Origin of the sequence: Methylobacterium sp. Leaf123 (assembly GCF_001423405.1) — a bacterium.
Lineage (GTDB): Bacteria > Pseudomonadota > Alphaproteobacteria > Rhizobiales > Beijerinckiaceae > Methylobacterium.
Window position 1 is genome coordinate 23,603 of sequence record NZ_LMNS01000011.1, and the last position, 22,370, is coordinate 45,972.

Below are 22,370 nucleotides of genomic sequence, written 5' to 3' on the forward strand. Positions count from 1 at the left end.
AGTCGTCATGCTGTCTGAGGCGGGTTTGATTTCGTCCTGACAACACCCCATACTTAGAAGTGAGGGCCCGCAGGCGGCTACCTGCGGGCCCTCTTGTTGGACTACGGTTAACATGAGCCCGAGCGTGATGGTCACGGACCACTCACCGCTCGGGTTTTTCGTGATGGTGATCCGCAGAAGCGGAAACATCAGCACATTGCTCACCCCCTTCCCGTCTGCCTACTCACGGACGGCGATCGGCTAAGTCGCCGTAAGCCCCGTAGCCGCAGGGTCGTCGTGACCGGAAGGTTTGCGTCCAACGCTCTCAGTATGAATGCGCCGGGCGGGCGTGCAACCAGAAAGCTTGATGCGCTGCATTTGCGCGTCCAGAGTGTTGCATTCGGACCTGATCGGGCGCGGCTCCGACCCGTTCGGGGCCATGCGCGGCACGACGCGTCGGGCGAACACCAACAACCCGTCGACATAAAGAAAGGGCGGCGCTGTGGGCGCCGCCCTTTCTGCTTTCGAAGCCGTTCGAAGAAAAACTCAGTTCCGCGCGGCCATCATGTCGTGGGACAGGACGGTGAGCTTGCCGATCAGGCTCGCCACGTCGCCGTGGGCGCAGGACCACTGCGTGCCGATGGCGCTGCCATCGTTCGAGACCGAAACCACGGCGACCGAGCGCAGCTTGCCCTCGCGGGCGAGCTTGAGCTGGTCCTGAAGCACCTCGATGATCGAGGCGACGTTCTCGTCGGCCACGGCCTCGGCGGCGGCGGCGGGGAAGGGGACTACGGCGGCGTCGTTGAGGGCGCGATCGAATTTGGACATTCAGGCAACTCGACGATGCTTGAGGGAGGTGCGGCCGAGAGGTCCGGCCTGGAGACGATCCACGAGGGAGGCGAGGCGATCGGGCAGGGCGCCGTCCTTATCGACGGAGAGGCGCTTGCCGATGGCGGAGGCGACACCTTTGGTCACCCGGCTGACGACGGGCCGCTCGAGGCAGGACACCGTCTGCAGTCGGTCCGTTCGGTTCGGGTCGGCGCTCGGATCAGCCATCGCTTCCTCGCTCTCGGACGATTGCACGAGGTGATCCTGCGCGCCGCATCGCGTCATGAAAATGGCAGCGGACCGGCCACGCTTGCGCATTTCCCTGGCTGTGACGTGAAAGCGACACTTGCCGGGGCCGGTCCGGCGACGCTCACCGCGGATCCTGCCAGCCGGAACGGACCGGCGCGGCGGCGCCCGCGCCACCGGTGGTCATCGCCCGCGGCGCCTCGGAGCGGGCGACCGCCGGCTCGGCCATCGCCGCGCGGCGGGGCGCACGGACCGACCGGCGCAGGGCGGCGCGGCGCTTGCGGGTGGAACGGGGACGTGCGCTGCTGTTCGAACCGATGAAGCCACCGGCCACCGCGCCCACCACGGCGCCGACCGGCCCGGCCACGAGCGCACCGGCCACGGCGCCGGCGCCGACACTCATCGCCGTCCGGTTCTCGGCCTGCGCGGGTGCGGACAATCCTGCGAGCAGCACAAGGCCGGCACAGGCGCCGAGGCAGGTTCTTCGCATCCGGTTCGTCCCCTCGAAAAGCAATTCGAGGATGCCCTTGACGTTCGATCTTGACGAAAGGTTGACCTGATTTTGTTTCGTGACTTGGCCGTATAGCGGAAGACAAAGGCTGAATTCACCCTTGTTCTTGCTCAAGCCTGGCCGCTGGCCGCGAGCGGCCGGCGCAATCGAAGCACCAGCGGAACGATCATCAGCGCTGTCGCGGCGGCGGCCAGGAGGCCGACCGACGGTCCGGCCGTGTCGCCCAGCGCCCCGTAGGCGATCGGCGCGAGGCCGCCCGACCCGATCACTGCCGTGTAGAACAGCGCGAACGCCCGGCCGACATCCCCTCGCGGTGCGAGATCCGGCACCGTCCCGTAGAGCACCGAGGAGGTGCCGTTGAGGACGACGCCGATCAGTGGCAGCAGGGCCAGAGCCGGCCCGAGTGGCAGAACCAGAAGTGCAGCAACGCCCAAGGCGGTGGCCGTCTCGGTCGCGACGACGCAGGCCACGACACCGACACGCGCGCCGATCCAGCCGCACACGGCCTTGCCGAAGGCGCCGCCGGAAAAGACCAGGGCGAGGGCAAGCCCGGTGGTCGTGCCCGTGCCGCCCTTCGCCTCCAGAAGGAAGGGCAGGAACAGCAGGGTGCCCATCCGCGTGGCGGTGTCGAGGGCGCCGACGGTCATGAGGAGGGTGAAGCCCGCGCCCTCGCCGCTGCTCCGGCCGGCGCGCGGGACGGCGGTGGCCAGCGCCCCCCGCGGTAGGACGACGACGAGCGCCAGCGCCGCGGCGAGGCCGACGCCCGCCATCAGCCCGGCGACCGGCCGCCACGCCATCACGCCCAGCAGCAGCGCGACGGCGACCGGAAACACCGCCTTCCCTAGATCACCGGCGAAATTATAGATCCCGAGCGGCCCGCGCGCGGCGTCGTCATAGGCCTGCGCGACGAGGAGTGAGGCGCGGGGATGCTGGAGGCTCGCGCCGATCCCGGCGAGCACCAGCCCGGCGCAGAGCCCGAACAGGCTGCCGCTCAGCGCCATCGCAGCGAAGCCCGCGGCGGCGACGAGGGTCGAGACGGCGAGGCTCACGCGGATCGGCCAGCGTTCGGCGAGCCGGTCGGCGGGGACCTGCAACCCGCCCATGGTCGCGTAATAGAGGCTGCGCAGAACGGCGAGCCCGGCATAGCCGAGGCCGAACTCCGCCTGCCAGACCGGCAGCAGCACGTAGAGCAGGTCGGTGTAGCCGTCGTGCAGGGCGTGAGCCAGGCAGGCCCCGCCGAGGCTGCGCCGCTTGCGGTCGAGGCTCGCGCTGTCGCCTTGCCGGAATTCATCGATTCGGACGGCCTGGCTCACACGAAAATCCCCGCCGGTGATTGCGCGGTGATCCTAGACTTGTGAATTTTAAGCGATGAGACCCGTTTGCTTCACGGGTTCTGTGCGGTTTCCTCACGGATCGAGAGAGCGAGGGACATGCGCCGGCTACCGCCGCTGCACGCGTTGCAGGTGTTCGAAGTCGCCGCCAGGGCGGGCAGTTACGCGCAGGCCGGGCTCGAGCTCGGGCTGACCCACGGCGCGGTGAGCCGGCAGATCGCCGCCCTGGAGACGTGGCTCGGCCATAGGCTGTTCGTGCGGGTCGGGCGGCGGATGGTGGCGACCCCGGCGGCGCGCGTCTTCGCCGAGGAGATCAGCTTGTCCTTCGACCGGCTCACGGCAGCGGCGGAAGCCTGCGGACGGCCCCAGGCGCCGCGCGTCCTGCGAGTCAGCGCGCCCGCCACCTTCGCCATGCGCTGGCTGATCCCGCGCCTGGACGACTTCCATGCGGTCCGCCCCGGCACGGAGGTCAGAGTCACCACCACGACGACCTTGCAGGACGCGCTGCGCGGCGGGTTCGACCTCGCGGTCCGGCGCGGCCCCGAGCCGTGGCCCCAGCACCGGGCCGTCCCCTTTCTGACCGAGACCGACACGTTGGTGGCGAGCCCCGCCTTGCTGCGGGACAAGCCGCTCGAGGGCTTACACGACCTCGACGGTCACATCCTCCTCGGCACGGAGACCCGGCCGGGGGATTGGAGCGATTGGCTCGCGGCCGCCGGTGTGACGCTCCCCGGCGGCGTGCGCCGCCGGGTGTTCGACCACTTCTTCGTGACGCTTCAGGCCTTGGAGGACGGGGCCGGCCTCGGCATCGGGCCGTTCCCGGTCCTCGACCAGATGGTCGCCGCGGACCGGCTCGTCGCGCCCTTTCCGGAGATCCGGGTCGGGCGCGCCGCCTACTTCGCACTGACGCCGTTCGACGCCGACAAGTCGCCGGCGCTCATGGCCTTCATCGACTGGCTGGTGGCGGAGGGCGCGCGGCCGGGGCTCACAATTCCCCGGTGAGGAACTGCGCCCGGCCGTGTCCGAACGACCAATCCTCGTCGGTGTTCTCCACCGTCGAGACCATCACGTCGGCCGGCGCGATGTTGCAGGCGGCCTGCAACTTCTCGGTCAGCAGACGATAGAACAGTTCCTTCTTCTCGCGCCCGCGCGGCCGGGTGATCATCTGCACCACCACAACGTCCCGCGTGCGGGGGATGTCGAGGCCGGTATCCTCCACGATCATCCGCGAGGGCTTGTGCTCGGTCACGATCTGGTAGCGGTCGCCTGGCGGTACCTGAAAGGCTTCGAGCATCGCCTCGTGCGCGGCGTCGAGAAGCGCCTTCAGTTCCGCGTCGCTGCGGCCCTCGATCAGGTCGAAACGCATCAAGGGCATGGGACTCTCCGGGATGAAGCGTCGTCCCCGAAGGGGGAACGAGGCGGAAAAGACGGGTCGGGCGCGTCGGCCGGATCCGAGAACCGGACGATCGCGCCGCAAGGGGAGGTTGCGCCCACTGGCGGTGAACGGGCGCCCGCGCTTAAATAGCTTTGCTTCCGGCCGCTTCCAACCGATCGGGATAGTTCGTATTATGCATTCAAACGAGGGTGGGGAGCGGCGCGCCGGGCCCCTCACCGGCCCCTGGGAGGAGACGAGACATGTCCGATTTGCGGTTGCGCCGCAGCGTTCTCTACATGCCGGGATCGAACCAGCGGGCGCTGGATAAGGCGAAGACGCTGCCCGCCGATTCGCTGATCCTCGATCTCGAGGATGCGGTCTCCATGGAGGAGAAGGAGCTGGCCCGCGAGCAGGTCTGCGCCGCGGTGAAGGGCGGCGGCTACGGCCATCGCGAACTGGTGATCCGGGTGAACGCACCGCAGACGCCCTGGGGCGACGGCGACCTGCGGGCGGCGATCCAAGCCAAGCCCGACGCGATTCTGATGCCGAAGGTGTCCTCGCCCGCCGTGCTAGAGAGCGTGGCCGACGCGCTGGAGGCGCTCGACGCCCCCGATTCCATCGCGGTCTGGGCGATGATCGAGACCCCGGCGGCGATTCTCAACATCCACGAGATCGCCAAGGCGCGCCGCGACCGCCGCAACCGGCTCACCGGGTTCGTGCTCGGCACCAACGATCTGGCCAAGGACACCTGGGCGCAACTGGTGCGCGGGCGCGTGCCGATGCTGCCCTGGATGATGCTGACCCTGGCGGCGGCCCGCGCGGAGGGGCTGATCGTCCTCGACGGCGTGTGGAACGACATCGCCGATCCGGAGGGCTGCCGCGAGGAGTGCCGTCAGGCCCGCGACCTCGGCTTCGACGGCAAGACGCTGATTCACCCGAACCAGATCGAGCCCGCCAACACCTCCTTCGCGCCGACGGAGGAGGAGGTGCGCCGCGCCCGCCTCGTGATCGAGGCCTTCAACCTGCCGGAGAACGCCAAGCGTGCGGCGATCAAGGTCGAGGGCCGCATGTATGAGCGCCAGCATATCGGCGTGGCCCGCCGCGCCGTGGTCTGGTCCGAGACCATCGCCGCCCGCGACGCCGCAGCCTGAAACGCGAAACGGCCGCGCCCGGAGGGGGCGCGGCCGTTTCGTCATGGAAGCCTGTAAGGGCTGAAAGGCTTACCAGCCGTAGCCGTAATCGTAGGCCGGGCCACCCCAGGAATAGCCGCCATAGGCCCGACGCGGGGCGTAGTAGCCGCCATCGTAGTAGCCGACGTTGCGGTAGCCGTACCCATAGGCGGGACGAGCGTATCCGTAGGCAGGGCGGGCGTAGCCATACCCGTAACCGGCGACCGGACGGGCATAGCCGTAACCACCGCCGTAGCCGTACCCGCCACCATAACCACCGTAGCCATAGGCATTCGAGGCGGCCGCACCGACGAGCGCGCCGGCCGCGAGCCCACCGATGACACCGGCCGCGATCGCGCCACCGCCGCCACGGCCGCGCCAGCGGGCCTCGGCATCGGTCGAAGACAGGGCGCCCACGCCGAGGACAGCCACGGCGGACAGAATCGCAAGCTTCTTCATGGAAGTCTCTCCGAGAACGGTGGATCACCGATCCATTGGCACCCCAACGGGTACGGCCTGGATTCGGTTCACTCCCGATGTGCCGAAGCTCACGCTACGTCCTGTCGCATGAACGACGATGCAAGATCCCGTTCATCCAATCGTCAGGATCGCGCGACGGACCCGTAACCGGGGCCGGGCCCGGCGGATGACCGGCCTAACCTTGGCCATATCGCGCGCATCGCGTTCAACGCCGGCCGCCGACTTCGTCGAGATGGTCCAGAAGCATCGCGGGGTCGTCGTAGACCCTGACTGCACCGGAGCGCTCCAACTCTTCCGTGCCGTATCCACCCGAGAGCAGACCGACCCCGAGCCCGCGGCAGCGGCGGGCGGCCAGCATGTCCCAGATCGAATCGCCGACGATCACCGCATGCTCGATCGGCGCGTTCAGCCGCTCGGCCGCGGCGAGGAACAGGTCGGGATCGGGCTTGGCGTATTTCACGAGGTCGCGGGTCACCACGGGCACCTGAGCGGGATCGACGTCGAGTGCCGCGAGATTGTGGCCGGCGGTCTCCATCCGCCCGCTGGTGGCGATGGCCCAGGGGATGCGGTTCTCCGTGAGCGTGGCGAGCAACTCCTTGGCACCCGGCAGCGGCACCACGCCCTTGGAGAGCCGGCCATAGGCCTCCGCGTGCAGCCGCCGCAGCCGGTCGATCCGCTCCGGATCGATGGCGAGCCCGGTCTCGCGCAGGAGCTGGTTGGTGAACAGCCCGCCGCTCATCCCGATCTTGCGGTGGATGCGCCAGACCGAGAGCGGAATCCCCTCCGCGTCGAGCGCCTCCTTCCAGGCGAGCACGTGCTGGTAGACGCTGTCGACCAGCGTGCCGTCGAGATCGAACAGGAAGACGGTTTCGATGCGCATGGACGCTCCTTGCGGTTCTCATGACCGCAAGAGGCGCGGCCGGCGATGCGTTCCCGCGGCGCCCGTACGGCGCGGCGCATCCGACGCCTTACGGCGGAGGTGATTTTTCCGTTCTCTTCATCCGATGACGGTTGAGGTTTACCTGTTCAAGGGTCGGCGCCATCGGAGTGGAAATGTGTCGATCGGGATGTAATGACTTGAGTTGATGCAGTCCGCTCCGGAAAAATCTGTCTTCATACTCGAAGCTCTTGATGTGGAGCTGTGGTGCCCCGTTCTGGTGGCAAAATTCGAGGTTGCCTGCCTCGACGACCTACGGGCAATCCTCGGAGAGATGAGCGCGGGGGATCCCCGCCTTGCCCGGTGCTACCCTCTGGATGCGGCCGAGCGAGAGGCGATCGAAGCGCGTTTCGGCGTCGGGCTCGATCTCGCGGCCCTGGGCCCGCGGGAGGTCGAGGTGCGTCTCTGGCGGCGGCCGCCGCCGGTCAGGGAGGCACCCTACCTCATCCATACGAATTTCGAGCTTCCGCTCATGCTGGAGGGCCGCAAGAAGCTGGCCTTCATGTACTATGAGTATCCGCCGCATTGTTTTCCCGGCGAGGACAGCTTCGACCGGTGGGTCGAGAGGGGCATACTGCACAAAGAGGTTGTGCTGGAGCCGTTCGAGCCCAATCCTGGCTCTCGGTTCGATGGTATTCGAACTGCCTATTACACGCCGAAGGGTGAGGAATGGCGCATCCCGGCCTTCAGGCAGTTGCGCGCCGCTGCGGAGCCGGCTGGCGGCTGGAACGAGACATTCGAGCGCCTTGAGGGAATGCTCCTCGGCTACGAGGATTGGCAGAACGACTGGTGGATCGCCTCCCGTGTAGGGGCCTGGGCCGGTCTGGCTCTGTGTTGCACCGTTTCCGCCGAGGGTCTGAGGTGGATCGAAGCGGCCGGCTACCGCGCGCTTCCCCCGTGCGAGGGCGATTTCCTGCGCGTCACCGCCTGGAGACGGGGCGACGAGGCGGAACTCGGCCAGCAACTGCTCAGCGAGCCGGAGGCTGCGGCGCTGGTCGGCTTCAACCTGCCGGGTCGCGCGATCATGGACTTTGTGGACCCGCGTGAGGGCGGACCGTGGTTGCTTCCGGTCGCGCACATCCCCCATCTCAATGGGCATCTACTCCGGAAGGTTGAGGTTCTGGCGCTTTCGGGGTGAGCGCTCCGAAGCCCCGGCATCCAGAGGCAAATTGCCGGACGATCCGTCTGGGTTGGCGCGACCCTCGTGGGGTGTGCTACCGGCTGCACCCGAAAAAATGCTATTCACTCACCTCGCCGACGACCTCTTCCGACCGCTCGCCTCGCCGAGCCGCGCCTTCAACGCGGCCCTGCTGCTGCACCTGCATGCCCGCGTGTTCGGCGATGCCGCCGAGCCCCTGCGCAAGAGCGAGTTGCTGGCCGCGATCGGCGACTTTTCCGCCGGCTGGAGCCAGGCCGAGATCGCCGACGACGAGGCGACGCCCGTCGATCCGATCGAGCGGCGCTCGGCGGTGTTCCGTCGGCTGATCGAGGCGGGCTGGCTGGTGGAGCGGCGCGAGCGCTACGTGCCTGTGGTCGATTTCGACCCCGATGCGCGGCTCCTGATCGAGGAACTGGCCCGGATCGAGCGCGGCGAGACCCGCTCCTATGGCGGCGCCGTGCTGGAGGTGTTGAGCGCGCTGGAAAGCGCCATTGCCAGCCCCGCCGACCGCTCGGAGGCCTTGCGCAACGCGGCCAAGGCCTCGCGCACCTTCCTCGGCCATCTGCGCGGCTTGGCCGGCGCCATGCGCAAGCTCGAAGAGCGCATCCTGCGCGAGCCCGATCTCAGCGCGGCCTTCCGGCTCTATTTCGAGGAATTCGTCGAGCGCCACCTCGTCTCCGATTACCGGACGCTGCACACCCGCTTCAATCCGTTCCGCTTCCGCTCCGGCATCGTGCGTGAGGCGGGCCGCGCCTTGCGCGATCCGCTGACGCTCAGGGCGCTCGCCGACGGCAACCTGCGCGAGGGCCGCGCCGCCGACATCGCTGCGGCCGAGCGGATGGTGCGGACCGACCTCGTCGAGATCCTCTCGATCTTTGAAGGCCTCGACCCGCATCTCGATGCAGTGGCCGAAGTGGTCGCCCGGCTGGAGCGGCGCATCTCGGCCGCACTCCGCTACCGCGACCCGCGCGATTCCGCCCGGATCGAGCGGGCGGCGGCGGCGCTGCGGGCAGTCGGCGCGGGCGAGGACGACCTTGCCGGCCTGCCCCTGCCGCAGGTTTCCATGCTGCGCCCGCCGATCGGCCCGCCGCAGCTCACCAATCCGCGCATGCCGCGCCGGATCATCGAGTACGAACCGCTGCCGGAGATCGACATCGATCCGGCGATCGAGGCCTTCATCGCCGCCAAGGATGAATTCCGCCGCCGCATCACCGTGACGCCGGAGCGCATCGTCGCCTATCTCGATGCGCGGCTCGCCCAGGTGAAGGCCCTGCGCGGCTCGGACATCCAAGTCGATGACGTCGATGCCTTCGTCGTGTTCCAGCGCCTGCGCGAGATCGATGTGCTGTTCGACGGCGTGCTGCGCAGCCGCTACCGCGTCGCCCGGATCGAGGGCCGCGTCTCCAACGGCTGGCTCGACTGCCCGGACTTCACGATCGAGCGCATCCCGCCCCCCGCCGCCCGGCGCGGAGCCGGCAAAGCAGGCTGAACGGACAACCCGATGCTCGAACCCTTCCGCGCCATCCTCGACGGCGAGGAGACGCCCCCGCCCGGCAGCTCCGCGCCGAGCGAGGAGGAGCTGATCCGCGCGCTTCAGGTGATGCTGAAGAGCCAGTGCATCTACGCCGCGACCACCGGCATCGGCCGCTCCTACGAACTCGCGCGGCACTACGCGCCGTTCTTCCGCGACTACTTCGCCTGCCTCGGCTACCGCTTCGAGGTCGCCCACCGCGACCAGATGGTGTTCCTCGCTTTGCCGCCGGACGGCGTGCGCCACGACGCGCAAGGGGAACGCTTGCGCAAGGACGAGACCCTGGTGCTCCTGGCGCTCCGGCTCGCCTACGAGGAGGGCCTGCGCGACCACCGCGTCTCCACCGACGGCACGGTGGAATGCAGCACCGACGACATCGCCGATGCGATCCGCTCCGCCGCCCGCACCGAGCCGCCGGACGAGGCCCGCCTGATCGAGATCCTGCGCCTGTTCGCCCGCAAGGGCGCGCTGCGGCTGGGCGAGCGCGACCGGGCCGAGCGGGTCACGCCGCTGATGGTGATGCCGGGCATCACCGTGCTCTCGCCGGATGCGTGGATGGATCAGGTCCGCGCCTGGGCCTCCGCCGCGGAGGGGAGGGGGGTCTGAGCCTATTCATCGCCGTTCGCCCACGCGAATGCGTGGCGGCGGTCGTCCGCCGGGCGCGTTGATCCCGAGCGACGGGCGGGGTCAACGCATATCGATCTGAGGCGAAGCCTCTTCCTGCGCCCAGGGCGCGGTGGCGAAGGCCCGTTCCAGGAAGGCGATCAGCGCCGAGACCCGCGCCGGCCGCGGCAGGCCCGGCGGCATCACGAGGTTGAGGGCGATCGGCGGCGGCTGCCAGTCCGGCATCACCCGCTCCAGTCGGCCCGACTTCAGATCCTCCCAGATCGTGAAATCCGGCTGCACCGCGAGGCCGAGCCCGGCGCGCAGGGCCGGCGCCAGGGCGTCGGCGTTGTTGGCCCGCAGCGGGCCTTCGGGCACGATCGCCACGGTTTCACCGGCGGCATTGGTGAAGGGCCAGCGGTCCGGCGTCGGCAGGTAGGCGTAGCCGAGGCAGGCGCGGCCCTTCAGATCCTCCGGGTGCTGCGGCGGCCCATAGCGTTCGAGATAGGCCGGGGTCGCCACGAGCGAGCGGCGCACGCCGCAGAGCCGACGGACCCGCAGCGAGGAATCGGGCAGAGCGGCGATGCGCAGGCCGAGATCGAACCCGCCGCCGACGAGATCGACCAGCGCGTCGGACAGGTGCAGATCGACCGAAACCTCGCGGTAAGTGGCCAGGAATTCCGGCAGCACCGGCGCCAGATGGGCGACGCCGAAGGACATCGGCGCCGCGAGCCGCACCCGGCCCCGCGGCACGCCGTTGGCGTCGAGGGCGCGGGCCTCCGCCGCCTCGCCCGCCGCGAGCAGCCCCGCCGCGTCCTCCCGCGCCAGGCGGCCGGCTTCGGTGAGCGCGAGACGGCGGGAGGTGCGGTGGAACAGCCGCGCGCCGAGCCGGCTCTCGAGTCGCGCGACGGCCTTCGAGACGGTCGCCTTCGACAGGCCGAGTTCGTCGGCCGCGCGGGCAAAGGACAGGGCGTCGGCCACGACCGCGAACACGGCCCAGGCCTCGAAATCGGGGAGTTTCGCCATTGCTCAAATCCGGAAACGATGCATTTCAATCGTTTCCATTTTCAAGTGAACAGGCAAGGGCCAGATTGCGCTCACACCGATCGCAGCCCGGGCCGGACACGGCTTCCCGCGGCGATCCTCTCGAACAGGAGACCCGCACCATGAGCGCGCACGGCATCCACCACGTCACGGCCTTCGCCAGCGACACCGCTCGCACCATCGACTTCTACACTCGCGTGCTCGGCCTGCGGCTGGTGAAGAAGACCGTCAATTTCGACGATCCGGGCACCTACCACCTGTATTTCGGCGACGAGGCAGGCGCGCCCGGCACGATCCTCACCTTCTTCCCGATCGCCCAGGCCGCCCCCGGCCGCGTCGGCATCGGGCAGGTGTCGGAGACGGCTTTCCGCGTACCGCGCGCGTCCATCGGTGAATGGACGCACCGCTTCGTCTCGCTGAACGTCCCGCATGAGGCACCGGTGACGGTCTTCGGCGAGACGGTGCTGCGGTTCCGCGATCCCGACGGGATGCCGCTGGCCCTCATCGGCGTCGAGGGGGCGGAGGCCGAGCCGGCCTGGACCTCCGAGGGCATCGCGCCGGATCACGCGATCCGCGGTTTCCACGGCGTCACCCTGCTCCTGCGCGGGGCGGAGGCGACCGCTGCGATCCTCACCGACGTGCTCGGCTTCGCGGAAGCCGCCCGCGAGGGCAGCCAGATCCGGCTGACGAGCGGGGCGGGTCTCGGCGGGTTCGTGACGCTCCGGGCGGTCGGCGATTTCCTGCCCGGTCGGCAGGGGGCCGGCTCGGTCCACCACATCGCCTTCCGTGCCGCCGACGATGCGGCGCAGGCGGCGATGACGGAGCGGCTGACCGATCGGCACGGCCTGTCCGTGACCGAGCAGCGCGACCGGCAGTACTTCCGCTCGGTTTACTTCCGGGAGCCCGGCGGCGTGCTGTTCGAGATCGCCACCGACGCGCCGGGCTTCGCCATCGACGAGCCGGTGGCGGAACTCGGGACCACGCTGAAGCTGCCGCCCTTCCTCGAGCCGCATCGCGGGCGGATCGAGGCGGTGCTGCCGAAGGTCGCCTGAACCGACCGCCTACCCTCGCGGCCGCCCGGACTCTGTCCGGACGGCCGCACCCTCCTCAGACTGAACGGAGACAGCCATGACCAGCGGCGTCACCTTCGACTTCGTCCACCGCTTCGAGCCCGGCACCGACGGGAACGCGCCGCCGCTCCTGCTGCTGCACGGCACGGGCGGGGACGAGAACGACCTGCTTTCCCTCGGCCGCGCGCTTTCGCCCGGCTCCGCGCTGCTCTCGCCGCGCGGGCCGGTTCTGGAGAACGGCATGCCGCGCTTCTTCCGCCGTCTCGCGGAGGGCGTGTTCGACGAGGCGGATGTCCGGCGCCGGGCCGGCGACCTAGCCGCCTTCGTCGCGCAGACGCGGGCGGCCTATGGGCTCGCCGCACCGGTGGCGGTCGGTTTCTCGAACGGGGCCAACATCGCGGCAGCGACCCTGCTCCTGCATCCGGAGGTGTTGGCCGGGGCGGTTCTGCTGCGGGCGATGGTGCCGCTCGCCGAGAACCCGCCGGCCGATCTCGCCGGCCGCCCGGTGCTGCTGCTCTCGGGCGCTCTCGATCCGATCGTGCCCGCCGAGAATGCCGAGCGACTCGCCGCGCGTCTCCAGCAAGCGGGCGCGGCAGTGACCCACACGGTCAACCCGGCCGGTCACGGCCTATCGCAGGCCGATTTGACCGCCTCCGGAGCGTGGCTCGCCAAGAATTTTGGCGGCTAAGCGTCCCGCGGGGATCGGGGATTGTGCCTGACACACCTGATGTGGCGGGGGGGCATCGCCCCCGTCACGCGACCTGCCCCGGTGCCGCCCCTGTCTCGCCCAGGGGAAGCATCCAGGTTTCCCCCTGAACCGGCATGCCGAAGCTGGTATGCGTCGCGGTCTCGATGGAGGCGAAGCCGTGGCGGGCATAAAGGCGCCGGGCGCTTTCCAGAACCGTATGGGTCCACAGGGTGAGGCGGCCATAGCCCGTCTCGCGGGCAAAGCCGATGCAGGTCTCGACCAGCCTATCGCCGATGCCGCGGCGGCGGGCGAAAGGCTCGACATAGAGCAGGCGCAGCCGCGCGGTGCCGTCACCTTCGTCGGTGAGGAAAACGGACCCCGCCAGCACGTCGTCGATCTCCGCGATCCAGCACTGCTCGTGCCCCGGCTTAAAATTCCGCAGGAAGTTGGTGGTGGTCTCGCCCTCGATGATCTCCAGGCCGCGGCCCCAGCCGTGGCTCTGGGCGTAGAGCATTGATTGCCGGGCCGCGATCACGCCCATATCCCCGGTACGGAACGGGCGGATGGCGAAGCCCGGAACGGATTCGGGTCGCAACAGCAGGCGCACGCGCGCCATCGCCTCTGCCAGATCCGCCCTCTGGACGGAATCGAGCCCGCCGACGAGGTCGCTCACGGCCGCGCGCTGCCGTCCGTCCACCTCCTCGAACGCCCTGCGCCCGGCTTCGGTCAGTTGGATCGGCCGGGCGCGCGCATCGGCGCCGCGGGCACGGGTGATCCAGCCCCGCTGCTCGAAGCGGGCCAGGATCCGGCTGACATAGCCCGCATCCATGCCGAGCGTTGCCTGCACCGTGGACGCGGTGAGCGGCGCCTCCGCCGGGTCGTGCGTCGCGATCTCGAACAGCAGGCGTGCATCCGGAAGCGTGACGTCGCAGCCAAGAAACTGATCGTCGAGCGCGCCGACCAGCCCGGTGTAGAACCGGTTGAAGCGGCGGATTGTGGCGATGACGTCGTCGGCGCTGGCATCCTTCATGGCCGCAACGTCGACGAGAAAGTTGACGGAGTCAACTAAGCGGACGGGCGGCCTGAGGCGGTGGCATCGGCGACGTCGCGGACGAGCGAGCGACGCCGGAGCACGACGCATGTCATTGCGATACCGCTTGAATACGCTGATGCGCGGCTCGATACGCAGCGGCGCCAAGGTGATGCCTTCCCGACCGGGCGCCCGTCCTTAGGGTGACCGGTTCGTTAACGATGCCCTAGGATAAAGGGGAACCTGCAAAATCCGCCTAGTTTTAAGCCAAGTGGCCCTTTGCGCGCCGTCGGCCGCAGCGGTAACCTAAGGAAAGATTTCGTCAAAAAGGCTCTCAGGTGCCGATCCGGCAGGATAGGGTCATGAACCAGTGCTAGCGATCCCGCTTCTCGTTATTGCCGGACTATTGATCGGCTTGTTTTATCACTGGGGGATGCTTGCCGTTGCAAGCTTTCTTATCATCGTCGCGCGGGTTATCTATCACTTCCACAGCGGCGGGTTGGTGCTGGTCGACCTGCTGATGATCGCCGCCTCCCTCTGCGCGCTGCAGGGCGGTTATGTCTTGGGAGGCTATATCGCTTGCAGAAAAGATGCCTGAGTCGGTCTCAGACCCAGATGAGACTGCCTGCGACCCACGATGCCGTGCCCCATAGAACAATTGAAGCGACGATAAAGAGAACACCGTAAGTCAGGCGCGGACGGCGGGCGGGCATTTCAACGATCGGCGTTCGGGGCGGTCGGGGCGTGCAGCCCATTGTATGGCACAGATCGTATTGAATTTGCGTCAAAATTGAAGGTTCTCGCAGGTGTCAAAGTACGCATGGGGCGTGGAAAGGCAGTAATCGACCGAGTTTCGTAAACCTGCCGTTGTAGGTCATCTGCGGCAGTTGTTCCACGCGTCGAGCCTCGATGCTCGGCCGAACGGCTCTGGTCTCGGATCGATGCGGCCCCGTCAAATCACGGGTCGGTGATTGCTGTATCGATGCCGCCGGATGCTCGGAGCAATCGTGCGTCAGGGTCGGTGCATTCTCAGATTGTGCGGATCGGCCGGTGCCCGTGGCCTGGCGCGATCCCGCCCTTGCGTGTGTGCGGCGTAGCGTCCATTGCGCTGTCTCTCGCTCAACCTCGGGATAAGCGGCCAGGCCGGTGTACCGCCTCACCGACATTGCGATCTCGAATTGGTACCTCATCCGGCGCGAGCAGATCCGGATTCGGGGCGCGGCGGCGCTCGTCGGTCCCACGGGTGCGGGCAAGTCGACGATCTTCGACGCGGTCGGCACGGTGCTGGCCGGCAACAATGCGAGCCGGCTCGCGCTCAACGCCTCCGCCTCGGGCCGCAGCGCGCGCACGGTGCGCGACTATTGCCTCGGCTGGATCAGTGACCCGGCCGAGGGCGGGCGCCCGACGCGGGAGGCCTGCGAGACCCTCATCGCCCTCGTGTTCGAGAATCCCGCGAGCGGCCGCATCGTCACGGTCGGGCTGGCGCTTGCCGCCCGCTCCGAGGAGCCGAAGGAGGAAACGCTTTCGCGCTTCATCGCTGTCGGCCACCGTTTCGAGATCGCCGATTACGTGCGCGAGACGAGCGAGGGCAGCTTCGTCGCGCCCTGGGCCGAGATCGCCGCGGATCTCCGCCGCCGGGCTGACACGTTCGAGGAGTTCCGGACCTCCGGCGAGCGCTTCACCGCCGCCGTACTGGCGACCCTGCGCGAGGGGGCGGCCGTGCCCGACCCGCGCCAGTTCCTGCGCACCTTCTCCAATGCGGTGGCGTTCAAGCCAATCTTCGACACCAGCGCCTTCGTGCGCAGCTTCGTGCTGGAGGCCGAGCCGCTCGATGTCGCCCGCATCCGCCAGTCGATCGAGACGTGGCGGCGCCTGCTGGAGACCATCGAGGAACTGGAGAAGCGCCTCGCCCACCTCTCGCGCATCTGCGCGCGGTACGAGGGCTGGGCGCGGGCGAGCCTCACCGCCGCCCTCGACGAGATGCGCGCCGCCGGCTCCGATCTGCGCCGCCGCATCCTCGACCATGCGGAGGCCCGCCGCTTGCTCACCGAGACGTCGGAGCGCCTGCGCATCGCCCGCGAGAGCGTGACCACGAGCCAGGGCTTCGTGCGCGAGATCGACAGCGAGATCGCCGCCCGCAAGGCGCTGATCGTCGGCAGCGTGGCGGAGGCGCGGCTCGCCGCCTCCCATGCCGGCCTTGCCATGGTCGCCCGCGACCGGCGCGACCTGACCAACCGCCTCGCCGGGATCGTCGGCCTCGTGCAGGATGCCGGCCGCCTCAGCGCCATTGCCGGTCCCTTGCGCCGGATCGATCTTCAGGCGGCCCGCATCGTCGAGGCCTGCGCCCGCTCGGGGCTCCGCCGCGAGGCGCCGCCGGAGGACATCTTACGGGTCGACGGGCCTTTGAAGGGTCTGCTGGACGGCCTCGCGCAGATGCCCGACGTGGCCGAGGCCCTGGAAGAGCAAGCGGAGGATCTCGCCCTCAAGGCCCGGGAGCGCGAGAACGAGGTCCGCGGCCTCGATGGGCAGGTGAATGCCGGTCGCTCCTCGGCCGCGCGCCTGTCCTCCGATACGGAGGCGTTCCGCGACGAGTTGGGCCGGCTCGGCATCGAGGCGGCGCCGATCTGCGAACTCGCCGAGATCGTCGATCCGAAATGGGGCCCGGCGCTCGAAGGCCTGCTCGGCCGCGCCCGCGAGGCCCTGGTGGTGGAGCCCGATCGGCTCGACCGTGCCTTCGCGCTCCTCGAGTCGCGAAAGAACCAGTTCTTCCGCTGCCTCCTGGTGAAGACCACCGATACGTCCCGCCGCGCCGCCCGCCGCTTCGATGACGGGCCGATGGGCCTGATCGAGACTGACAGCGACCACGCCGAGGCCTTCCTCGCCGCGCGGCTCGGCGGCTACGACCTCGCTCCGGACGATGCGGCGCTCCGGAACATGAGCCGCGCCGTGGCGCCGAGCGGGCGCTCGACTTCGGGCATGGCCTATTCGGTAGTGCGCCCCGTGCCGCTGATGATGACCCGCGGCCAGCGTGGGCCCACCGCCGAGACCCGCCGCCGCCTCGACGAGGCGCGCGAGGAGGCGCGGACCCTGCGGGCCGAGGCCACCGTGATGCGTGAGGCCGCCCGCATCGCCGCGCTGCTGCGGAGCCGGCTGGCGGAAGCGCCGGTCGATCTCGAAGCCCTGCGCGCGGAGGCCGACGCCATCGAGGGCCGTCGCCGCAGCCTCTCCACCGAGCAGGAGACCGTCGCCCGCGGCGATGCCGGCGTGATCGAGGCGGAGTTGAAGGAGCTTCAGAAGGAGCGCTCCGCCTATCTCACCGAACTGGTGCAGGTCTTGGAGCCCAAGCGCGACGCCGCCCTCGCGGAGGAGGCCGGACTGAAGGCCCGTGTCGCGCAAGGGAGGGAGGCGGCGCGCGCCGCGTTCCTGACCTACCGCACGGCGCTCAAGCGCTGGACCTCCGGCGACACCGTCCGCATCCGCCTCACCGGCACCGTCCCCGCCGACGTGCCGGACACGGTGGCCGGGATCGCCGCGGCACGGGCCGACCGTGCCGCGCTCGACACCAAGGCGCTGGCCTCACTGGCCTCACAGGCCCGCGCCTCCGCTCGCGAGGCGGCCGACAGCGTGCGCAACCAAGGCCGCGCCGCCGAGCGGGATCTGGCCGAGTACTGCGCCGCGTGGCGCGTCGAGAACCCGCTCGGTTCGGGCGAGCAGCCGGCCTCGTTCGGCTACGCCTGGGCGACCCGCGAGCGCGACGAGGTGGCGGGGCACGAACTGCGCCGCTACCGCGACCAGTCCCTCCGGGCGGAGGCCGAGATGCGCCGCCTGATGACCGAGGATCTGCTGACCCGGCTCGCCGACAAGTTCGAGCGGATGCGCGCCCGGCTCGACGCCCTCAACGAGCGCCTCGCCTCGCAGACCTTCACCGGCCAGACCTATGCCTTCGAGGCCGAAGTGGACCGCCGCTACGCCGCCGTCCACGCGCTCGCCACCGAAGTCGCCCGCTCGCCCGATGCGGCGCAGGCGGTGCTGCCGAGCCCCGACGATGGCCCCGAGGGCGGACCGGACAAGAGCCCGCTCGCGGCCGCGCTCGCCGAGATCACGGCGCTGATCGAGGGCGAGGAGAACGCCGGACGGCTGGCCGATTACCGCAACTACTTCGTTTACGAGATCGGCATGCGCGACCGGGCGGGCAACCGCACCACCCTGTCGAGTCGGGCCCTGCGTGGTTCGGGCGGCGAGGCACAGGCGCCGTTCTACGTCGCGATCGCCGCCTCCATGGCCTCGGCCTACTATCCCGGCGACCGCCCCGGCGACGAGACGCCGGGGCTGGGCCTCTGCCTGCTGGATGAAGCCTTCTCGAAGCTCGACGTGCGCAACAGCCAATCGCTGGTCGACCTGTTCCGCGCCTGGGGTCTGCAGCTCCTCATCGCCGCGCCGGAGGACAAGCGCACGACGCTGACCGAGGTGATGGACACCGTCGTCACCGTCTATAAGAGCCCCGATCTCGGCTCGGTCCGAATCGAGGCCGAACATCCGCTGGAAACCGCAAAGCGGGCGCTGGCCGAAATCAACCCGGATCGGCGCGGAATCGACGCGTTTCGCCTCCCGAACGCCGCCGAATAACCGAAGGGCCGCCGATCACCGATTGGGTCGCTGATCGGACGCCCGTTCATCGAACTTTATCCTCTCCGGGCATTGACGGGCCCGGCTACCCCGCGTAGAAGCGCGCCACTCCGGTGGATCGAGAGTCGCTTTCGGGTCGAGGCCAGGGGCTTCGGCGACCGTCGTCAGACCGATACCGGCATCACACCCTGACGTGTTCGTCAGATCAGCGGGTAAGAACGCGTCGTTCACGGCGTGATCCTCTGCCTCACCATCGTCAAAGGCCTTGATCGGCCTCTGGCGCTATTCGTTTTGCCGCGGGTTCGCCCGGGGCCCGGCCGCTCCGCAAGGGGCTTCGACAGGTTTCAGACGGTGGCCGCCCTGTGCGGCCGGATGAAGAGGGCACAGGATGCCGACGATCAACCAACTGATCGCCCAGCCGCGCAAGGCGCAGAAGGCGCGCAACAAGGTGCCGGCGCTCAACGCCTGCCCGCAGAAGCGCGGCGTTTGCACGCGCGTTTACACCACGACCCCGAAGAAGCCGAACTCGGCGCTTCGTAAGGTCGCCAAGGTGCGCCTGACCAACGGCTTCGAGGTGATCGGTTACATCCCCGGTGAGGGGCATAACCTTCAGGAGCACTCCGTGGTCATGATCCGCGGCGGCCGCGTGAAGGACCTTCCGGGTGTGCGCTACCACATCCTGCGCGGCGTGCTCGACACGCAGGGCGTCAAGAACCGCAAGCAGCGCCGTTCGAAGTACGGTGCAAAGCGTCCGAAGTAAGATTCTACGGACGGCCATTTCCACGACCTCGCAAGGATGTCGCCGGCGTTTACGCTCAAGGCGGCCTGCGCGAGGTGCTTAAGTCGATTGATCTGAGAGCAAACAGATGTCCCGTCGTCACTCTGCTGAGAAGCGCGAGATCATCCCGGACGCCAAGTACGGCGATGTCGTCCTGACCAAGTTCATGAATTCCATCATGTACGAGGGCAAGAAGTCGACCGCCGAGCGGATCGTCTACGGCGCGTTCGACATCGTCGAGAACCGCGCCCGCGCCAACCCGATCGAGGTGTTCCGCGCCGCGCTCGACAACGTCGCTCCGGCGATCGAAGTCCGGTCCCGCCGCGTCGGCGGTGCGACCTATCAGGTCCCGGTCGAAGTCCGCACCGAGCGCCGCCAGGCTCTCGCGATCCGTTGGCTGATTCAGGCCGCCCGCGGCCGCAACGACCGCACCATGATCGAGCGTCTCTCCGCCGAGCTGCTCGACGCCGCCAACAACCGCGGCAACGCGGTCAAGAAGCGGGAAGACACCCACCGGATGGCCGAGGCCAACCGCGCCTTCTCGCACTACCGCTGGTAATTCGCCTGTCGAGCGCGGCCACCGGGCCGCGCTCCAAGCCCGCTTTCTCCCGGAGAGACCCCGATGCCCCGCACGCATGCGATCGAGGACTACCGTAACTTCGGCATCATGGCTCACATTGATGCCGGCAAGACCACGACGACCGAGCGGATCCTCTACTACACCGGCAAGTCCCATAAGATCGGCGAAGTCCATGAGGGCGCCGCCACGATGGACTGGATGGAGCAGGAGCAGGAGCGTGGCATCACGATCACCTCGGCTGCGACCACCTGCTTCTGGCGCGACAAGCGCCTGAACATCATCGACACCCCCGGCCACGTCGACTTCACCATCGAAGTGGAGCGCTCGCTACGCGTGCTCGACGGCGCCGTCTGCGTGCTCGACGGCAACCAGGGCGTCGAGCCCCAGACCGAGACCGTGTGGCGTCAGGCCGACAAGTACGACGTGCCGCGCGTCGTGTTCGTCAACAAGATGGACAAGATCGGCGCCGACTTCTTCAAGTGCGTGGCCGACATCATCGGCCGCGTCGCCGGCAAGCCGGTCTGCCTGCAGCTGCCGATCGGGGCGGAGTCGTCCTTCAAGGGCGTGATCGACCTCATCAAGATGAAGGCGATCGTTTGGTCGGGTGAGGCGCTCGGCGCCAACTTCACCGAGGAAGAGATCCCGGCCGATCTCGCCGATCAGGCGGTCGAGTACCGCACCAAGATGATCGAGGCCTGCGTCGAGCTCGACGACGACGCGATGACCGCCTACCTCGACGGCGTGGAGCCGGACGAGGAGACTCTGCGCAAGCTCGTGCGCAAGGCGGTGCAGCTTCGTGCCTTCCATCCGGTGCTGTGCGGATCGGCCTTCAAGAACAAGGGCGTGCAGCCGCTCCTCGACGCCGTCGTCGATTACCTGCCGTCTCCCGCCGACCGCGGCGAGATCAAGGGTCTCGACTTCAAGACCGAGGAAGAGGTGGTTCGCCACCCGACCGACAGCGACCCCTTCTCCATGCTCGCCTTCAAGATCATGGACGATCCCCATGTCGGGACGATCACCTTCTGCCGCGTCTATTCCGGCAAGGTCGAATCGGGCGCCAACGTCATCAACTCGTCGCGCGACAAGAAAGAGCGCGTCGGCCGCATGCTGCTGATGCACGCGAACAACCGTGAGGACGTCAAGGAGGCTTTCGCCGGCGACATCGTCGCCCTGGCCGGTCTCAAGGACACCCGCACCGGCGACACGCTGTGCGATCCGAAGGATGCGGTGATCCTCGAGAAGATGGAGTTCCCCGAGCCCGTCATCGAGATCGCCGTCGAGCCGAAGTCGAAGGCCGATCAGGAGAAGCTCGGCATCGCGCTCTCGAAGCTCGCCGCCGAGGATCCGTCCTTCCGCGTCTCGACCGATCAGGAATCCGGCCAGACCATCCTTCGCGGGATGGGTGAGCTCCACCTCGACATCAAGGTCGATATCCTGCGCCGTACCTATAAGGTCGACGCGAATATCGGTCAGCCGCAGGTGGCGTACCGCGAGAAGCTGACCCGCCGTCAGGAGATCGACTACACCCACAAGAAGCAGACCGGTGGTACCGGTCAGTTCGCCCGGGTGAAGTTCATCGTCGAGCCGAACGAGCCGGGCGCAGGCTTCGCCTTCGAGTCGAAGATCGTCGGCGGTGCGGTGCCCAAGGAGTACATCCCCGGCGTCGAGAAGGGCCTCAACTCGGTCCTCGGCGCGGGCGTGCTCGCCGGCTTCCCCGTGGTCGACGTCAAGGTCGAGCTGATCGACGGCGCCTACCACGACGTCGACTCCTCGGCGCTGGCCTTCGAAATCGCATCCCGCGCCGCCTTCCGCGAGGCGCTGCAGAAGGGCGGATCGGTTCTGCTCGAGCCGGTGATGAAGGTCGAAGTGGTGTCGCCGGAAGAGTATACCGGCTCGGTCATCGGCGACCTCAACTCCCGCCGCGGCCAGATCCAGGGCCAGGACATGCGCGGCAACGCCAACGTCATCAACGCGATGGTGCCGCTGGCCAACATGTTCGGTTACGTGAACCAGTTGCGCTCCTTCTCGCAGGGACGCGCCAACTTCACGATGCAGTTCGACCATTACGAGGAAGTGCCGCGCGGCGAGGCCGACAAGGTCATTGCCAAGTACGCCTGACGCGAACGCGTCAAACTTCCTCGATCAACGACACTGACGATTAGGAGGCCCTGATGGGTAAGGAAAAGTTCTCCCGTACCAAGCCGCACTGCAACATCGGCACGATCGGGCACGTGGATCACGGCAAGACGTCGCTGACGGCGGCGATCACGAAGGTTCTGGCGGAGTCGGGCGGGGCGACCTTCACGGCCTACGACCAGATCGACAAGGCGCCGGAAGAGAAGGCGCGCGGCATCACGATCTCGACCGCCCACGTCGAGTACGAGACGACCAACCGCCACTACGCG

22 protein-coding genes are annotated in these 22,370 nt (G+C 68.4%); 13 read left to right on the forward strand and 9 right to left on the reverse strand.

Annotated features, from left to right (window positions below; all coding sequences use genetic code 11):
• Window positions 1-525: 525 nt before the first annotated feature.
• The 4 genes from ASF53_RS09680 to ASF53_RS09695 all read right to left on the reverse strand — a co-directional run bounded on the left by ASF53_RS09680 (window position 526) and on the right by ASF53_RS09695 (window position 2,877).
• Window positions 526-807: a hypothetical protein gene (locus tag ASF53_RS09680; RefSeq protein ID WP_003600059.1), complete on the reverse strand. Its 282-nt coding sequence runs from the start codon at window positions 805-807 to the stop codon at window positions 526-528.
• Window positions 808-1,035 (reverse strand): hypothetical protein, encoded by a 228-nt coding sequence (locus ASF53_RS09685; protein ID WP_012752772.1) that lies wholly within the window; start codon window positions 1,033-1,035, stop codon window positions 808-810.
• A 142-nt stretch (window positions 1,036-1,177) separates the two neighbouring features.
• Complete coding sequence (locus ASF53_RS09690; protein WP_056197446.1) at window positions 1,178-1,543, reverse strand: hypothetical protein; 366 nt, start codon at window positions 1,541-1,543, stop codon at window positions 1,178-1,180.
• 131 nt (window positions 1,544-1,674) lie between these two features.
• On the reverse strand, window positions 1,675-2,877 hold the full coding sequence (locus tag ASF53_RS09695; protein ID WP_056197406.1) for an MFS transporter: 1,203 nt from the start codon (window positions 2,875-2,877) through the stop codon (window positions 1,675-1,677).
• Window positions 2,878-2,994: 117 nt separating this feature from the next.
• Between ASF53_RS09695 and ASF53_RS09700 the strand changes: the two genes are divergently transcribed.
• A complete protein-coding gene (locus ASF53_RS09700; protein WP_056197408.1) occupies window positions 2,995-3,897 on the forward strand; it encodes a LysR substrate-binding domain-containing protein in 903 nt (300 codons plus the stop codon).
• Here ASF53_RS09700 and ASF53_RS09705 read toward each other — a convergent pair.
• Window positions 3,881-4,270, reverse strand: coding sequence for a tautomerase family protein (locus tag ASF53_RS09705; protein ID WP_056197413.1), 390 nt, complete (start codon window positions 4,268-4,270; stop codon window positions 3,881-3,883). The genes ASF53_RS09700 and ASF53_RS09705 overlap by 17 nt on opposite strands.
• 260 nt (window positions 4,271-4,530) lie before the next feature.
• Between ASF53_RS09705 and ASF53_RS09710 the strand changes: the two genes are divergently transcribed.
• Window positions 4,531-5,421: an HpcH/HpaI aldolase/citrate lyase family protein gene (locus ASF53_RS09710; protein WP_056197415.1), complete on the forward strand. Its 891-nt coding sequence runs from the start codon at window positions 4,531-4,533 to the stop codon at window positions 5,419-5,421.
• A 69-nt stretch (window positions 5,422-5,490) separates the two neighbouring features.
• Here the strand turns inward: ASF53_RS09710 and ASF53_RS09715 are convergent, their stop codons facing one another.
• Together ASF53_RS09715 and ASF53_RS09720 are read right to left on the reverse strand one after the other, a co-directional pair.
• Window positions 5,491-5,898 carry a hypothetical protein gene (locus ASF53_RS09715; protein WP_056197416.1) on the reverse strand — a complete coding sequence of 136 codons (408 nt, stop codon included), beginning with the start codon at window positions 5,896-5,898 and terminating at the stop codon, window positions 5,491-5,493.
• Window positions 5,899-6,124: 226 nt separating this feature from the next.
• A complete protein-coding gene (locus ASF53_RS09720) occupies window positions 6,125-6,799 on the reverse strand; it encodes an HAD family hydrolase (protein WP_056197418.1) in 675 nt (224 codons plus the stop codon).
• A 202-nt stretch (window positions 6,800-7,001) separates the two neighbouring features.
• Between ASF53_RS09720 and ASF53_RS09725 the strand changes: the two genes are divergently transcribed.
• The 3 genes from ASF53_RS09725 (at window position 7,002) to ASF53_RS09735 (ending at window position 10,152) form a co-directional block, all read left to right on the forward strand.
• Window positions 7,002-7,994 (forward strand): hypothetical protein, encoded by a 993-nt coding sequence (locus ASF53_RS09725; protein ID WP_210168532.1) that lies wholly within the window; start codon window positions 7,002-7,004, stop codon window positions 7,992-7,994.
• 97 nt (window positions 7,995-8,091) lie between these two features.
• A complete protein-coding gene (locus tag ASF53_RS09730; RefSeq protein WP_056197421.1) occupies window positions 8,092-9,504 on the forward strand; it encodes a Wadjet anti-phage system protein JetA family protein in 1,413 nt (470 codons plus the stop codon).
• Window positions 9,505-9,516: 12 nt separating this feature from the next.
• Window positions 9,517-10,152 (forward strand): DUF4194 domain-containing protein, encoded by a 636-nt coding sequence (locus tag ASF53_RS09735; RefSeq protein WP_056197423.1) that lies wholly within the window; start codon window positions 9,517-9,519, stop codon window positions 10,150-10,152.
• Between the two features lie 81 nt (window positions 10,153-10,233).
• On the opposite strand, the gene ASF53_RS09740 is transcribed toward ASF53_RS09735, so the two are convergent.
• Window positions 10,234-11,175 (reverse strand): LysR family transcriptional regulator, encoded by a 942-nt coding sequence (locus ASF53_RS09740; RefSeq protein ID WP_056197424.1) that lies wholly within the window; start codon window positions 11,173-11,175, stop codon window positions 10,234-10,236.
• Window positions 11,176-11,315: 140 nt separating this feature from the next.
• Between ASF53_RS09740 and ASF53_RS09745 the strand changes: the two genes are divergently transcribed.
• Both ASF53_RS09745 and ASF53_RS09750 read left to right on the forward strand, forming a co-directional pair.
• Window positions 11,316-12,245, forward strand: coding sequence for a ring-cleaving dioxygenase (locus ASF53_RS09745; RefSeq protein WP_056197426.1), 930 nt, complete (start codon window positions 11,316-11,318; stop codon window positions 12,243-12,245).
• Between the two features lie 76 nt (window positions 12,246-12,321).
• Window positions 12,322-12,951 (forward strand): alpha/beta hydrolase, encoded by a 630-nt coding sequence (locus ASF53_RS09750; RefSeq protein ID WP_056197428.1) that lies wholly within the window; start codon window positions 12,322-12,324, stop codon window positions 12,949-12,951.
• 64 nt (window positions 12,952-13,015) lie between these two features.
• Here ASF53_RS09750 and ASF53_RS09755 read toward each other — a convergent pair whose 3' ends face one another.
• Window positions 13,016-14,149 carry a bifunctional helix-turn-helix transcriptional regulator/GNAT family N-acetyltransferase gene (locus tag ASF53_RS09755; protein ID WP_286134291.1) on the reverse strand — a complete coding sequence of 378 codons (1,134 nt, stop codon included), beginning with the start codon at window positions 14,147-14,149 and terminating at the stop codon, window positions 13,016-13,018.
• A gap of 202 nt (window positions 14,150-14,351) precedes the next feature.
• On the opposite strand from ASF53_RS09755, the gene ASF53_RS09760 reads away from it, so the two are divergent.
• The 6 genes from ASF53_RS09760 to ASF53_RS09785 all read left to right on the forward strand — a co-directional run.
• Complete coding sequence (locus tag ASF53_RS09760) at window positions 14,352-14,579, forward strand: hypothetical protein (protein WP_056197433.1); 228 nt, start codon at window positions 14,352-14,354, stop codon at window positions 14,577-14,579.
• 548 nt (window positions 14,580-15,127) lie between these two features.
• The gene (locus ASF53_RS09765) at window positions 15,128-18,607 is read left to right on the forward strand and encodes an SbcC/MukB-like Walker B domain-containing protein (protein WP_056197435.1); all 3,480 of its coding nucleotides are present in this window, start codon (window positions 15,128-15,130) and stop codon (window positions 18,605-18,607) included.
• Between the two features lie 388 nt (window positions 18,608-18,995).
• Window positions 18,996-19,367: a 30S ribosomal protein S12 gene (rpsL, locus tag ASF53_RS09770; RefSeq protein WP_004447775.1), complete on the forward strand. Its 372-nt coding sequence runs from the start codon at window positions 18,996-18,998 to the stop codon at window positions 19,365-19,367.
• 106 nt (window positions 19,368-19,473) lie between these two features.
• Window positions 19,474-19,944: a 30S ribosomal protein S7 gene (gene rpsG / locus ASF53_RS09775; protein WP_004447768.1), complete on the forward strand. Its 471-nt coding sequence runs from the start codon at window positions 19,474-19,476 to the stop codon at window positions 19,942-19,944.
• A 63-nt stretch (window positions 19,945-20,007) separates the two neighbouring features.
• Entirely contained in the window at window positions 20,008-22,083 is a 2,076-nt protein-coding gene (fusA, locus tag ASF53_RS09780; RefSeq protein WP_056197437.1) for an elongation factor G, read from the forward strand.
• A 53-nt stretch (window positions 22,084-22,136) separates the two neighbouring features.
• On the forward strand, window positions 22,137-22,370 hold a 234-nt coding region (locus tag ASF53_RS09785), incomplete at its 3' end, for a GTP-binding protein (RefSeq protein WP_286134294.1).